Annotated in this window: 15 protein-coding genes; 5 read left to right on the top strand and 10 right to left on the bottom strand. The window is 72.3% G+C overall.

Features of this window, described 5'->3' with window-relative positions:
- The first annotated feature begins 3 nt into the window (after positions 1-3).
- On the top strand, positions 4-1,158 hold the full coding sequence (locus PS467_RS26820; RefSeq protein WP_311037390.1) for an Mrp/NBP35 family ATP-binding protein: 1,155 nt from the start codon (positions 4-6) through the stop codon (positions 1,156-1,158).
- 87 nt (positions 1,159-1,245) lie between these two features.
- Here the strand turns inward: PS467_RS26820 and PS467_RS26815 are convergent, their stop codons facing one another.
- The 5 genes from PS467_RS26815 to sigE all read right to left on the bottom strand — a co-directional run bounded on the left by PS467_RS26815 (position 1,246) and on the right by sigE (position 6,333).
- Positions 1,246-1,905, bottom strand: coding sequence for a hypothetical protein (locus PS467_RS26815; protein ID WP_311037389.1), 660 nt, complete (start codon positions 1,903-1,905; stop codon positions 1,246-1,248).
- A gap of 118 nt (positions 1,906-2,023) precedes the next feature.
- A complete protein-coding gene (locus PS467_RS26810; RefSeq protein ID WP_268974245.1) occupies positions 2,024-2,494 on the bottom strand; it encodes a sec-independent translocase in 471 nt (156 codons plus the stop codon).
- A gap of 100 nt (positions 2,495-2,594) precedes the next feature.
- Complete coding sequence (locus PS467_RS26805) at positions 2,595-4,319, bottom strand: trypsin-like peptidase domain-containing protein (protein ID WP_311037388.1); 1,725 nt, start codon at positions 4,317-4,319, stop codon at positions 2,595-2,597.
- Positions 4,320-4,621: 302 nt separating this feature from the next.
- A complete protein-coding gene (locus PS467_RS26800) occupies positions 4,622-5,554 on the bottom strand; it encodes an anti-sigma factor family protein (RefSeq protein ID WP_311037387.1) in 933 nt (310 codons plus the stop codon).
- Positions 5,551-6,333: an RNA polymerase sigma factor SigE gene (gene sigE / locus PS467_RS26795; RefSeq protein WP_311037386.1), complete on the bottom strand. Its 783-nt coding sequence runs from the start codon at positions 6,331-6,333 to the stop codon at positions 5,551-5,553. The genes PS467_RS26800 and sigE overlap by 4 nt, the downstream gene beginning before the upstream one ends.
- Before the next feature lie 130 nt (positions 6,334-6,463).
- On the opposite strand from sigE, the gene PS467_RS26790 reads away from it, so the two are divergent.
- Positions 6,464-7,129, top strand: coding sequence for an O-methyltransferase (locus PS467_RS26790; RefSeq protein WP_268974241.1), 666 nt, complete (start codon positions 6,464-6,466; stop codon positions 7,127-7,129).
- 174 nt (positions 7,130-7,303) lie between these two features.
- Here PS467_RS26790 and PS467_RS26785 read toward each other — a convergent pair whose 3' ends face one another.
- Positions 7,304-7,471: a DUF3117 domain-containing protein gene (locus PS467_RS26785; RefSeq protein ID WP_003966491.1), complete on the bottom strand. Its 168-nt coding sequence runs from the start codon at positions 7,469-7,471 to the stop codon at positions 7,304-7,306.
- 356 nt (positions 7,472-7,827) lie between these two features.
- On the opposite strand from PS467_RS26785, the gene chcB reads away from it, so the two are divergent.
- On the top strand, positions 7,828-8,631 hold the full coding sequence (gene chcB / locus PS467_RS26780) for a 2-cyclohexenylcarbonyl CoA isomerase (protein ID WP_311037385.1): 804 nt from the start codon (positions 7,828-7,830) through the stop codon (positions 8,629-8,631).
- A gap of 48 nt (positions 8,632-8,679) precedes the next feature.
- On the opposite strand, the gene PS467_RS26775 is transcribed toward chcB, so the two are convergent.
- Both PS467_RS26775 and PS467_RS26770 read right to left on the bottom strand, forming a co-directional pair.
- Positions 8,680-9,276 (bottom strand): DNA-3-methyladenine glycosylase I, encoded by a 597-nt coding sequence (locus PS467_RS26775; protein WP_268974239.1) that lies wholly within the window; start codon positions 9,274-9,276, stop codon positions 8,680-8,682.
- Positions 9,273-9,725, bottom strand: coding sequence for a DivIVA domain-containing protein (locus PS467_RS26770; protein ID WP_311037384.1), 453 nt, complete (start codon positions 9,723-9,725; stop codon positions 9,273-9,275). The genes PS467_RS26775 and PS467_RS26770 overlap by 4 nt, the downstream gene beginning before the upstream one ends.
- Before the next feature lie 137 nt (positions 9,726-9,862).
- On the opposite strand from PS467_RS26770, the gene folP reads away from it, so the two are divergent.
- Positions 9,863-10,723, top strand: a complete 861-nt coding sequence (gene folP, locus PS467_RS26765) for a dihydropteroate synthase (protein ID WP_311039966.1) — start codon at positions 9,863-9,865, stop codon at positions 10,721-10,723.
- Between the two features lie 72 nt (positions 10,724-10,795).
- Here folP and PS467_RS26760 read toward each other — a convergent pair whose 3' ends face one another.
- A complete protein-coding gene (locus PS467_RS26760) occupies positions 10,796-11,548 on the bottom strand; it encodes an LOG family protein (protein WP_311037383.1) in 753 nt (250 codons plus the stop codon).
- A gap of 190 nt (positions 11,549-11,738) precedes the next feature.
- Positions 11,739-12,809 carry a succinyl-diaminopimelate desuccinylase gene (dapE, locus tag PS467_RS26755; protein ID WP_268974236.1) on the bottom strand — a complete coding sequence of 357 codons (1,071 nt, stop codon included), beginning with the start codon at positions 12,807-12,809 and terminating at the stop codon, positions 11,739-11,741.
- A 464-nt stretch (positions 12,810-13,273) separates the two neighbouring features.
- Here dapE and PS467_RS26750 point away from each other — a divergent pair, with 464 nt between their 5' ends.
- Positions 13,274-13,864, top strand: coding sequence for an ATP-binding protein (locus PS467_RS26750; protein ID WP_268974235.1), 591 nt, complete (start codon positions 13,274-13,276; stop codon positions 13,862-13,864).
- The last annotated feature ends 98 nt before the right edge of the window (positions 13,865-13,962 follow it).

Genomic DNA, 13,962 nt, shown 5'->3' with positions numbered 1-13,962 from the left:
CGTATGGCTACCGACACCCTCCCAGCGCCGAGCGAAGACGCGGTGCGCGCCGCGCTCGCCACGGTCAACGACCCGGAGATCCACAAGCCGATCACCGAACTCGGCATGGTCAAATCCGTCGAGATCGCGGCGGACGGCTCGGTCGCGGTGGTGGTCTACCTCACGGTCTCCGGCTGCCCGATGCGGGACACGATCACCGGCAACGTGCGGACGGCGGTCGCCGGGGTCGAGGGTGTGACCGATGTCACGGTCAGCCTCGAGGTGATGAGCGATGAGCAGCGGCGCGAGCTGGCCGCCTCGCTGCGTGGCGGCCAGGCCGAGCGCGAGGTGCCCTTCGCCAAGCCCGGCTCGCTGACCCGGGTCTACGCGGTGGCCTCCGGCAAGGGCGGGGTCGGCAAGTCCTCGGTGACGGTCAACCTGGCCGCCGCGATGGCCGCCGACGGGCTCAAGGTCGGTGTGGTCGACGCCGACATCTACGGCCACTCGGTACCCCGCATGCTGGGCGCCGAAGGACGGCCCACCCAGGTCGAGAACATGATCATGCCGCCGTCGGCGAACGGCGTGAAGGTGATCTCGATCGGGATGTTCACCCCGGGGAACGCCCCGGTGGTCTGGCGCGGCCCGATGCTGCACCGCGCGCTCCAGCAGTTCCTGGCCGACGTCTACTGGGGCGACCTCGATGTGCTGCTGCTCGACCTCCCGCCGGGCACCGGCGACATCGCGATCTCCGTCGCCCAGCTGGTGCCCAACGCCGAGATCCTGGTGGTGACCACGCCGCAGCAGGCCGCCGCCGAGGTGGCCGAGCGGGCCGGCGCGATCGCCGTCCAGACCCATCAGAAGATCGTCGGCGTGGTGGAGAACATGTCCGGGCTGCCCTGCCCGCACTGCGACGAGATGGTCGACGTCTTCGGCACGGGCGGCGGCCAGGTGGTCGCCGACGGGCTCAGCCGGACCACCGGTACGACGGTGCCGGTGCTGGGCGCCATCCCGATCGACGTACGGCTGCGCGAGGGCGGCGACGAGGGCAAGCCGGTCGTGCTGACCGACCCGGACTCCCCTGCGGGCAGTGCGCTCAAGGCGATCGCGGGCAAGATCGGCGGACGGCAGCGCGGCCTCGCGGGCATGTCCCTGGGCGTCACCCCGCGCAACAAGTTCTGAGGCCACGCGGCCCGGCACGGCATACGGCGGGGGCGGCCCTCCTCAAGGGCCGCCCCCGCCGTATGTGCCCATGCCATGGGCCGGCCGCTACGCGTCGTAGCGGGTGATGTCCTTGACCACCGCGAACCCCAGGCCGTAGGCGCTCATCCCGCGCCCGTACGCGCCGATGTGCACGTTCTGGCCCGCCGATCCGGCCAGCACCCAGCCGTACTCCGACTCGCGGTAGTGGAAGTCGGCCGGCACCCCGTCCACCGGGAGGGACAGCCCCGACCAGGCCTCACCCGCCAGATCGTCCGCCAGCTCCCAGGCGAGCGCGGTCTGCTGGTCCAGCCAGTCCTGGCGCAGCGCCCGCTCCATCCGGGTCGGCCAGGTGCACGACAGCAGACCGGAGCCGGCCAGCCAGGCGGCGGAGGAGACCGAGGTGGCCTCCAGCTTGCCGGTGCCGTCGGCGCTGTCCCGCACCGGGCGGCCGGCGACGGTGACGACCACCGTGAAGCGCTGCTGGTCCATCTCGGTCTCGACCCGCAGCGACGGCTCCTCGCCATGGCCGGTCGAGCCGTACTCCACGATGCCGTCGGCGGCCGTGCCCACCTGCATCAGCCAGCGGGGGCCGGTGAACGCCTCGTCAAGTCCGTACCAGGGGAAGTCGGCCATCAGATAGCCGTCGACGCTCCGCCGGGCCTCGGCGGGCACCCCTTGCGTGGCCGCCGCAACCCCTCGTACCCCTAGCCGACCCGTGGTCTCCATGTGCGCGCGGCCTCCTCATTGCCCTGCGTCGTGGGCGGCCCGCCCCCCTCGGGCGACCCTCACCCCGGACAAAGGGAGGATAGCCATACGGGTCAACCAGCCCCCGCATAAGGGGGGATCAAGTGGCGTCTGAGTCGAACGGCGGATGCTCGTCGCGCTTCGGCTCCTCGCGCTTGCGCAGCAGGTCAGGCGTGCTGGAGCCGCCCTTGGACAGGGACGGCGGAGTGCTGCCCGAGGCCCCTGAAGAGCCCTGCTGGGGATCACTCTCCCGGCCGTTCACCGCGTCGGCGACCTCGGCCATCTCCTTGCGGAGGTCGAAGCCGTTACGGATCTCCTTCAGGCCCAGTTCATCGGAGTCCAGCACATGCTTGCGCACGAACGTCTTGGGGTTGAGGTCCTCGAACTCGAAGTCCTTGAACTCCGGCCCCAGCTCGGAACGGATGTCCTCCTTGGCGCTGTCGGAGAACTCCCGGATCTTCCGGATGAACCCCGACACATCCCGAATCACCTTCGGAAGCTTGTCCGGGCCGAAGACGATCACCGCAAGGACAACGAGCGCGACAAGCTCGAGAGGTCCTATGTCCAGCACCTTGCAGCTCCTCAAGACGTCTGTGGCCCCGGCCTGGGCCACTCAACACCGTACCTGGCGGTGGGGGCGGCGCGGGAGACGCCCGGACCAACATCGGGCGTCAGCCGCTGCTCGCCGAGCCCAGTGTCAGCTCCGCGGTGTGCTCCTCGCCATCGCGCTCGACGGTGAGCTTCAGCCGGTCCCCGGGGCGGTGGCTGCGGATCTTCACGATCAGCTCCTGTCCGCTGTGCACCTGGACGCCGTCCACCTCCGTGATCACGTCACCGGCCTCGATCCCCGCCTTGTCACCGGGGCCGCCCGAGGTGACCGGCGGGCCGTCGCCCGCGCCCTCGGTGTTCACCCGGGCGCCGTCGCCCGTGTACCCCATGTCGAGCGTGACGCCGATCACCGGATGCGTGGCCTTCCCGGTGTTGATCAGCTCCTCGGCGACCCGCTTGCCCTGGTTGATCGGGATGGCGAAGCCCAGACCGATGCTGCCGCCCTGGCCGCCGCCGAGGCCCGAGCCGTCGTCGGCCGCCCGGATCGCGCTGTTGATCCCGATGACCCGCGCCTTGCTGTCGACCAGGGGGCCGCCGGAGTTGCCCGGGTTGATCGGGGCGTCGGTCTGCAGCGCGTCGACATAGCTGACGTCGCTGCCGTCCTCCTCCTCGCCGCCCGCGGTGATGGGACGCTCCTTGGCGCTGATGATCCCGGAGGTGACCGTGCCCGCCAGATCGAAGGGGGCGCCGATGGCCACGACGGGGTCGCCGACACGCACGGAGTCGGAGTTGCCCAGCGGCAGCGGGGCGAGCCCGGACACCCCGTCGACCTTGATGACCGCGAGGTCGTAACCGGCGTCGCGGCCGATGACCTCGGCGTCGGCGTCCTGGCCGCTGTTGAACGTCACCGATATGTCGCCGTCCGTCCCGGCGGGCTGCACGACATGGTTGTTGGTGAGGATATGGCCCTGCTTGTCCAGGACGAAGCCGGTGCCGGTGCCCTCCTCCGAGCTGCCGCGCACATGGATCGTCACCACACCGGGCAGCGAACGCGCGGCGATCCCGGCGATACTGTCCGGCGCCCTGGTCTCCTTCTCGGCCGGGGCCTGCGGCAGCTTCACCTCGACGCCCCCGGAGGCGCTGTCCCGCTCCGCGTACGCGCCGATACCGCCGCCGACACACCCCGCGACCAAGGCGATCAGCAGCACCGCGAGCCAGGCACGGCGGCGGGAGACCGTCTTCGCCGGCGCGGCGGGCGGCGGGACCACGGCCCAGGGGTCGTAACCGCGCCACTGGGCGGTCGGGGCGGGCTGCGCGACCAGGGCGCCCGGGTGGGGCTCTCCGGGCCCCGCGGGCAGCTGGGTGCCGTGCGGCGGGGTCATCCCGGGGTGCGGCAGGGGCGGGGGCGCGCTCTGCCGCGGTACGGCCCCCGCGGCGGGCGGCGGGACGGTGCCATGGGGGGTGCCATGGGGGGTGCCATGAGGGGTGCCATGGGGCGGGGTCGTCCCGGGGGCCGGGGGCGGCGCCTGGGCCATCCCCGGCGGCAGCTGGGTGCCCTGCGCGGGGGTCGCCGCCGGGTGCTGGACGGGCGGGGCCGGGGCCCAGGGCCCGGGGTCGCCGTAGGGCGGGGTGCTGTACGGGTCGGGCTCGTGCAGCGGTCGCGGCGACCGCTCCTCGGGCGCCCGGCCCTCCTCGGGTCCGTCCAGCGGCTCCGGCGGCGCCTCGGCGGCGGCCGGCTCCGTACGCTCCCCGGCGGTCCGCCCCTCGGCGCCGTCCACCGCGCCGACCGGCCGCTCACCGGGCCGCGCGGCCGGACGGCTCCACCACTTCGGCTTCGGCTCGTCCATGTTCAGGCCCCCCTTTTATGGGCTCGGTTCTCCCCCAGCTACCGCTGGGCGGTGCCCCCAGCCGGAAAGACCAAGCACCCGGGGCATGACGGCAGGCGCCCAACAGCTTGCCCCAAGCTACCGCCGGGAGGTGCCCGGAGCCGGAACGTCCAAGCGCCCGGAGGCTCGAAGGCACCGCCGCACTGCCCGGGGGCGATTCAACCAGGTCCGGCGTCGCTCGCGCAGGGCGGACCGCATGTCCTTGTCATGATCCGCGCAGACGAGGTCATGACCGGCGAAGACGCGCCGTCCTCGCCGGCCTGCTACTTCGAAGGCGGGGTGGCCCCTGGATACGGCGAGCCGCCCGAGGCGGGCCGGGACGGGACCTCCAGCTGGGTCGGCGCGGGGGCCGGGGGCGTGGAGTTCGACATCCGCAGCAGCTCCGTGACCGAGAGGATCGGCTGTATCAGCGGATTCAGCGCCGCCCCGGCGGGCTGGCGCAGGGCCGGTGGATGCGGGGTGGCCGAGGGGGACGGAGTGACCGTCCGGGTGTCGGTGGTGGCCAGCAGCCCGACTTCCTGGCGGGTCCGCTCGCGGACGCCCGCGTTCACCACGGGATCGGTGCCGACCGGGGTGACCGCGGAGTCGGCGCCGTCGGCCGAGGCTCCCGGGGGGTCGATCGCCGCCTCCAGGGGGAGGGCCGCGCCGAGCGCGAAGGCCGCCAGGGAGACCGCTCCGGCCGCCGCGAAGGCGAACCTGCGGCGCGGGGCCGGGCGCTCCACCTCATGGATCCTGAAGCCGCGCTGACGCGAGGCACGAGCCGACGCCGCCGGTGCGATCGCGGTGCCCGGGGGCATCACGGGCACGAAGGCGAACGTCCGCTCCCGTCTCTGTCTCTCCTCCGGCTCCCGGACATCGCGCACCTCACGGACGTCCCGCGAGGTGCCGCGCATATCGCGCGGACCGAAGAGGCCCGAGGAACCGAAAGGGGAGCCGCCCCCCATGTCCTCGCCGCCCGCGGCCGGCAGGCCCTGCAGACGCGCCAGAAAGCCCTCGGACGGGGCCGGGGGCGCCGTCTGGGCGAACACATTCTTCAGCCGACGCTGAGCATCGGCCTCCGCCTTGCACTTGCAGCAGGTGGCGAGGTGGGCGAGGACGCGCTCGCGCGCGTCATGTCCCAGCTCACCGTCGACCAGAGCCGCAAGGCGGTCGCCGAGATGCTGCTCGGCGGGGGACGGACCGCCTGATCGGGTCACGCGATTCCGACCTCCCCGCTCAGCCGGGGGGCCGTGACACTCGGCGCCACCGCGGCGACCTCCTGCTGTGCGGTCCGCGCCGCGGGGGCGCGGTGCTTCAGCGCCTTGCGCAGATGCGAGCGGCCGCGGTGGATGCGGCTGCGCACGGTGCCCAGCTTGACGCCCAGAGTGGCCGCGATCTCCTCGTACGACAGCCCCTCGATGTCACAGAGCACCACGGCCGCGCGGAACTCCGGGGCGAGGGTGTCCAGCGCCTGCTGCACATCGGCGTCGAAGTGGGTGTCGTTGAAGTGCTGCTGGGGAGAGGGCTCACGGCTGGGGAGCCGCTCCGCCGCGTCCTCGCCGAGAGCGTCGAAGCGGATGCGCTGCCGGCGGCGGACCATGTCGAGGAAGAGATTGGTGGTGATGCGGTGCAGCCAGCCCTCGAACGTGCCCGGGGTGTACGTCGACAGCGAGCGGAAGACGCGGACGAACACTTCCTGGGTGAGATCCTCGGCGTCGTGCTGGTTACCGGTGAGCCGATAGGCGAGGCGGTAGACCCGTGCGCTGTGGGTGCTGACGATCTCCTCCCAGGTGGGAGGCGTCCACGCCGGCGCGTCCGCGTCCGTGGCGAAGGTCGCGGTGGTGGCGGAATCGGCGGAACCGGAACGGTCAGCGTTGTTGGTCACGGATTTCGGCTCGCCCGCTGACCTGCGAAAGCGCCTCAGCACTCTCCGGTCACCGGCCGCAGCCGCACCTCCCCTGTCGGCTCTGGTGGTGTCCAGTAGAGCCCCTACCATATCCACCTCGCCCGTTAGCTCCGGATAAGCATTTTTGGCCTGCATTTGGTCGTGATCCATACGGTCCCCCCGGCCTCTACAACGCCTGGTCCCATCTGCGGGTTCCCGTGCGCAGCGGATACAGTCACCGTTGCGCCAACTACGGGGACAGGAGAGGGTCATTACCGGCAACCGGCAGACGAGCTGGGCGTTCGCCGACGCGTTCGTCGCCGAGGACGAAGCCCTTCACTGGGCCCGCGACCGGGCCCGGGAGTCAGGGCTGCGCTCGGTGTCGGCCGGCACCGGCGCCGCACTGGGGCTGCTCGCCGCCGCCGCCGACGCCAAGGCCGTCGCCGAGATCGGCACCGGGACGGGCGTCTCGGGCATCCATCTGCTGCGGGGAATGCGTCCGGACGGCGTGCTGACCACCGTGGACACCGAACCGGAGATGCAGCAGTTCGCCCGGCAGGCGTTCCGCGCGGCCGGGTTCACCGGGAACCGGGCGCGCTTCATCCCCGGCCGCGCCCTCGACGTACTGCCCCGGCTGGCCGACGGCGGATACGACCTGGTCTTCTGCGACGGCGACCGGCTGGAGTGCCTGGACTACCTCGGTGAATCGTTGCGCTTGCTGCGCCCCGGGGGGCTGGTCTGCTTCGAGGGGGTCTTCGCCAACGGGCGGACCGTGGACTCCGCCGCACAGCCCACCGAGGTGCTGCGGGTGCGTGAGCTGCTGCGGACCATACGCGAGTCCACCGTGCTCCAGTCGTCCCTGCTGCCGGTCGGCGACGGTCTGCTCTGCGCGGTCAAGCGGGGCTGAGACGGCCGGGACGGCCGGTCCCCCGCTCCCACGGCTCCCGGACAAGGCCCCCGCGCTCGCGCCGGGACGCCCCCGGCCCGTACCGGGCCCCTCAACAAGCACTGCCCCGGCGGTCGGTACCTGACGTACCGGCCGCCGGGGCAGCGCACGGGTGATGGTGGGGCCTCAAGCCTTTCAGCCGACGACCTTCTTCAGGGCGTCGCCGAGAGCGTCGGCCTCGTCCGGTGTCAGCTCGACGACGAGCCGACCGCCGCCTTCGAGCGGAACGCGCATGACGATGCCCCGCCCCTCCTTGGTCACCTCGAGCGGGCCGTCGCCCGTCCGCGGCTTCATGGCCGCCATGCTCGTTCCCCTTCCTGAAACCAGCTCATCGCAGCCGACAACCCAGGTGTCACCGGCATCGAACACGTTGCTTCCCCGTCATTATCCCGCATGGCACGACCCGATGACCAACATCGGTCGGCAACGCCTGTGCGGAGCGCCAGCCCAAAACCACCCAATTCGGGGAGGGGATCGCGGTAGCGTACGCCCGCCGTCACCGAACGAAGGGTCGGTTCTTTGACGCAGGTCACATGTCGGTCGGTCATGATCTCCGGCATGCTGTGCGCTGACCGCCGCGGCGGGGCCGGTGACGGCCCCCGCCGGTGCGGCCGCCGCCCGAGCCGCCCGCGACCCAGCCCCATCCCCGGAGGACCGCCATGGCCGACACCGTGCTCTACGACCTCACCGAGGGACTCGCGACGATCACGCTCAACCGTCCCGACGCGATGAACGCCCTGAACATCGACACCAAGGTGGCGCTGCGCGACGCGCTGCTGGAAGCCGCGGAGGACCCGGCGGTGCGGGCCGTGCTGCTCATCGGCTCCGGCCGCGCCTTCTGCGTCGGCCAGGACCTCAAGGAGCACATCGGGCTGCTGGCCGCCGACCGCGAGGGCAGCGGCGAGGGCTCGACCATGAGCACGGTGTCGCTGCACTACAACCCGATCGTCACCGCGATCGCCGGGATGCCCAAGCCGGTGGTCGCCGCCGTCAACGGTGTCGCGGCGGGCGCCGGGGCGGGCTTCGCCTTCGCCGCCGACTACCGGATCGTCGCCGACACCGCCTCCTTCAACACCTCCTTCGCCGGGGTCGCGCTGACCGCCGACTCCGGGGTCTCCTGGACCCTCCAGCGGCTGATCGGCTACGGCCGCGCCGCGGACCTGCTGCTCTTCCCGCGCGGTATCGACGCCCAGGAGGCGCTCGACCTGGGCATCGCCCACCGGGTGGTGCCGGCCGCCGAACTGGCCGCCGAGGCGGCGGCGGTCGCCCGGCGGCTGGCCGAGGGCCCCACCGCGGCCTATGCGGCGCTCAAGGAGTCCCTCGCCTTCGCCGCGGGCCACACCCTCACCGAGGCCCTGGGCAAGGAGGACGAACTACAGCGCCGCGCGGGGGCGTCGGACGACCACGCCATCGCGGTGAACGCCTTCGTGAACAAGGAGAAGCCGCGGTTCACCGGCCGCTGACCGGCTCGCCCCGGCCCGCCGGGCGCAGGGCGCAGGGCGCCGGGGCGATCAGACCGCGGCGCGGATATGGCAGTCCGCGAGATGGTCGTTGACCAGGCCGCACGCCTGCATCAGCGCATACGCGGTGGTGGGTCCGACGAAGCGGAAGCCGCGCTTTTTGAGCTCGCGGCTGAGGGCCGTGGACTCCGGGGTGATCGCGAGGACGTCGGCGGTGGTCCGCGGGACCGGGCGGCCGCCGGGGTCCGGGGCATGGGACCAGATCAGCTCGTCCAGCTCACCGGGCGCCAGCTCGGCCGCCGCGCGGGCGTTGGCGATGGTGGCGGTGATCTTGGCCCGGTTGCGGATGATGCCGGGGTCGGCGAGCAGCCGCCGCTCATCGGCCTCGGTGAACTCCGCCACCTTCTCGATCGAGAAGTCGGCGAAGGCGGCCCGGAACCCCTCCCGGCGGCGCAGGATCGTCAGCCAGGACAGCCCGGACTGGAACGCCTCCAGACAGATCCGCTCATAGAGCGCGTCATCGCCGTGGACCGGACGGCCCCACTCCGTGTCGTGGTAGAGGCGGTAGTCGGCCATGGTCTCGGCCTCCAGGCCCCAGGGACAGCGCGGCAGCCCGTCCGGCCCCGGGACCACGCCCTGCCCGCTCATGCGCCACGCCCTTCGCCACCGCGCGCCTGGAAGCCGTGGTCGCCGCCCTCGGGGTCCGCCAGCGGATCGGAGCCGGGCACGGAGGGCGGCGACAACGGCTGGGGTGGCGACGCCGGGATGGGAGGCAACGACGGGGTGGGAGGCGACGACGGCTTGGGGGGCGCGCCCGCGAGCACCGCCTCCAGCTCGGCGATCCGGGCGTCACGCTCGGCGAGCTCGGCGCCGAGGCGGCCCAGCACATCGTCGACGTCCGCCATCCGGTAGCCCCGCAGCGTCATGGGCAGCCGCAGCGCCTCCACATCGCCGCGCGCCAGCGGCCGGTCGGCGGGCAGCGGATCGTCCAGCCGGTCCGGGGGTGCCTCGGCCAGCGGGCCGTCACCGCCACCGACGACGGCGAGCGTGACCCCGCCGACCACCACGACCAGCGCGATCAGCAAGAACAAGAACACGATGATCGTCTCCCCGGAGATGCATGGTTGAGTCTGTGTCGGTCGGCCTCGATAACTGTCTGCCTCGATCGTGCCATGCCCCTCCGACAGTTATCGTCGCTGCCCGCAACCTGGAAGAAGACGTGAAGGAAGTACGGATGCTGCGGCTGGGACGACGTGAGTTCGGCGAGAACGAGCGGGTGATCATGGCGATCGTGAACCGGACGCCGGATTCCTTCTACGACCAGGGGGCGACGTTCCGCGACGAGCCCGCCCTGGACCGGGTGGAGCAGGCGGTCGCGGACGGCGCCGCGATCATCGACATCGGCGGGGTCAAGGCCGGGCCGGGTGACGAGGTGAGCGCCGAGGAGGAGGTGCGGCGCACGGTGGGCTTCGTGGCCGAGGTGCGCAGGCGCCACCCGGACGTGGTGATCAGCGTGGACACATGGCGCCATGAGGTCGGCGAGGCGGTCTGCGCGGCGGGCGCGGATCTGCTCAACGACGCCTGGGGCGGGGTCGACCCCGAACTGGCCGAGGTCGCCGCCCGCTACGGCGCCGGGCTGGTGTGCACCCACGCGGGCGGGGCCCAGCCGCGCACCCGGCCGCACCGGATCGGCTACGACGACGTGGTGGAGGACATCCTGCGGGTCACCCTGGAGCTCGCGGAGCGCGCCGTCGCACTGGGCGTGCGGCGCGACGGGATCATGATCGACCCGGGTCATGACTTCGGTAAGAACACCCGTCACTCGCTGGAGGCCACCCGCCGGCTGGGCGAGCTCACGGAGACCGGCTGGCCCGTCCTGGTCTCGCTGTCCAACAAGGACTTCGTCGGCGAGAGCCTGGACCGCCCGGTCAAGGAGCGGCTGATCGGCACGCTCGCGACGACCGCCGTATCGGCCTGGCTGGGGGCCCAGGTCTACCGGGTGCACGAGGTGGCCGAGACTCGTCAGGTGCTGGACATGGTGTCGGCCATCGCGGGCCACCGGCCCCCGGCGGTCGCCCGCCGAGGACTGGCCTGAAGCGGGCCCTTGGGGGCCGGTCCGGCCGTACGGAACCGTAAGGAGCCGGAGAGAGCCGTAAGGAGAGCGCGGTCAGACGCCACCGGACTCCTTGGTCACCAGATCGATCACCTCGTCGATGTCGTCGGTGAGGTGGAACAGCTCCAGGTCCTGCGCAGACGCCTTGCCCTGCGCGATGAGGGTGTTCGTGACCCAGTCCACCAGCCCCTGCCAGTAGGAGCTGCCGAAGAGGACGATCGGGAAGCGGGTGACCTTCTTGGTCTGGACGAGGGTGAGCGCCTCGAAGCACTCGTCGAGCGTGCCGAGCCCCCCGGGGAGCACCACGAACCCCTGGGCATACTTCACGAACATCGTTTTCCGCACGAAGAAGTAGCGGAAGTTGACCCCGATGTCGACATAAGGGTTCAGGCCCTGCTCGTACGGCAGCTCGATGCCCAGGCCGACCGAGACGCCGCCCGCCTCGCTCGCGCCGCGGTTGGCGGCCTCCATCGCGCCGGGGCCGCCGCCGGTGATCACTCCGAAGCCCGCCTCGGCGAGGGCCCGGCCGATCCGCACCCCCGCCTCGTACTCCGGGGAACCCTCGGGCGTACGGGCGGAACCGAACACGCTGATCGCCGGGCCGAGCTCCGCCAGGGTGCCGAATCCCTCGACGAACTCCGACTGGATGCGCAGCACCCGGAACGGGTCCTCGTGCACCCAGTGGGTGGCCCCCTGGGTGTCCAGCAGCCGCTGATCGGTCGTACCGGGTCGCATCTGGTGGCGGCGGCGCACGACCGGGCCCAGACGCTGCTCGTGCAGCGCTCGCTCTTCTTCGGCGTTGCCCATTGTGTGCTCCCTTCGCCAAGACCAAGATCTGGTCAAAGATCTGTGGTTCAGAGTAGGCCCCGGCGGGCGGCCCGGAGTCGAAATCCGGGCCACGCTCACCCACCGAACCGCTGATCACACGGTGCCCCGCCCCGCCCGCGCCACCGGCCGTGCCCGGACCACCGGCCGTGTCGGGCCGCCGGCCGTACCGCTAGCGGGTCAGCCAGGCCCGCAGCCGCTCCTCGGCCGCCAGGACCGCGGCGACCGGCACATGCTCCTCGCGGGTGTGCGCGAGCTTCGGGTCACCGGGCCCGTAGTTGACGGCGGGCACGCCGAGCGCCGAGAAGCGGGCGACATCGGTCCAGCCGTCCTTGGGGGCCACCTCCACCCCGAGCGTGTCCACGAAGGCGGCGGCCGACGGATGGGCGAGACCGGGCAGCGCGCCGGGCGCGCTGTCGGTGAACTCGACCTCGAAGCCGGTGAAGACCTCCCGCACATGCGCGACCGCCTCCTCCTCCGAACGGTCGGGGGCGAACCGGTAGTTCACGGTCACGGTGCAGAAGTCCGGGATGACGTTGGTCGCGTGACCGCCGTCGATCCGTACCGCGTTGAGGCCCTCGCGGTAGGTGAGCCCGTCGATCTCCACTCGCCGGGGGACGTATCCGGCCAGCCGGTCCAGGATCGGCGCGGCCTTGTGGATGGCGTTCTCCCCGAGCCAGCTGCGCGCGGAGTGGGCCCGCCGCCCCCGCGTGGTCACCTCCACCCGCAGCGTGCCCTGGCAGCCGCCCTCGACCTTGCCTTCGGTGGGCTCCAGCAGCACGGCGAAGTCGCCGGCCAGCCACTCGGGGTGGTTCCTGGCCAGCCGGCCCAGCCCGTTGAGCTCGGCGGCGACCTCCTCGTGGTCGTAGAAGACGAAGGTCAGGTCGCGGTTGGGGGCGGGCACGGTGGCGGCCATGCGCAGCTGTACGGCGACGCCGGACTTCATGTCGGAGGTGCCGCAGCCCCACAGCACGCCGTTCTCGTCGAGCCGGGAGGGCACGTTGTCGGCGATCGGCACGGTGTCCAGATGACCGGCCAGCACGACCCGCTCGTCCCGCCCGAGGTTCGTCCGGGCGACGACGGCGTCCGCGTCCCGGTCGACGGTCAGGTGTGGCAGGGCCCGCAGGGCCTGCTCGACGGCGTCGGCGAGCGCCTTCTCCTCACCGCTGACCGAGGGGAAGTCGACGAGCCGGGCGGTGAGCCGGGCCGCGTCCAGGGACAGGTCGAGTGCTGGATGTGCCATACCCGCGACCCTAGCCGGTCGCCACCGCCGCCCTGTGGCCCCGGGCCCGGGGTCCCACCCGGCGGCCCGGGGGCGCACGAGGCTGCGCGGCCGGGAGATCCGCACTGGGCGGTGGCCCACTCGGACGAGTTGCACATCGAACGTCTCTCTTACCGCGGGCGTGAACGGAATGCGCGGAATTCCACGGCCGGCCGGGGTTCGGCCGAGGGGATTTCCGGAGCGGCGGCACGGATCGTTCCGGTGCGATAGCGCACGTGATCACCGCAGTTCAGAGCGGTTGTCCGGGCATTCGGTGGCGCATACGAAGGAATGGTCCGGGCGTATGACGCACAGAAAAGGATAATGCGATGCGTTGCCAACTCTTTACCTTGGCATACCGCAACCTTCGGGTGGCTCACGCGATATTCACAGCGTCCGAATCACCGGACATCCCACGCCGATTGTCCCTCCGTCAAAGGAGCACCATGTCCCTCCCTCTCACCCGTCGGATCGCCCGGACCGCACTGCTGGTCGCGGCGAGCGCGGCTCCTGTCGTCGGTGCCGCCGGCGCCGCGAGTGCGGCGGAGCCGGCCCAGCCGCAGACCCCCAAGCTGGGGCTGTCCTCGTTGGACGCCGCCACCGTCGGTGAGGTCGCCGATGCCGCCTCGCAGCAGGTCGGAAGCACGGCGGGTGACGTCAGCGGCAAGGCCGGCGGAACCATCAAGGAGATCCTGCCGGGCAGGGCCGCCCCGGCGCACCCGGCCCCGGCGGCCAAGCCCGCCAAGCCCGCGAAGCCCGCCAAGGACGCGAAGGCAGCGAAGGGTCACAAGGCCGCCCACGCCAAGCCCGCCCACGCCAAGGTCGCCGGTAAGGGCGAGGGCAAGGCTCCCAGGCACGGTAAGGGCAAGAGCGGCGCCCACGCCAAGGGCAAGGGCACGGCGGTCCGGTCCGCCCGCGCCGCTGCCCCGGCCGCCGCTGCCCCGGCCGCCGCGGAGGCTCCCGCGCCCAGTGCCCAGCAGGGCCCGGACCTCCCGGTCAAGGGTCTGCCGATCAAGGGCCTGCCGCTGCTCGGCTGATCGGGCGGGACGACGAGCGGGGGCCCGGGGAGTCGTAACCCCCCGGGCCCCTTCCGCTGTTCAGCCGGCCGGTTCCGCTGTTCAGCCCGCCAGGCGGC

The organism is Streptomyces luomodiensis, from assembly GCF_031679605.1.
GTDB lineage: Bacteria > Actinomycetota > Actinomycetes > Streptomycetales > Streptomycetaceae > Streptomyces > Streptomyces luomodiensis.
Note: the sequence above shows the minus strand (reverse complement) of the source record. Positions and strands in the feature narration are given on the sequence as shown.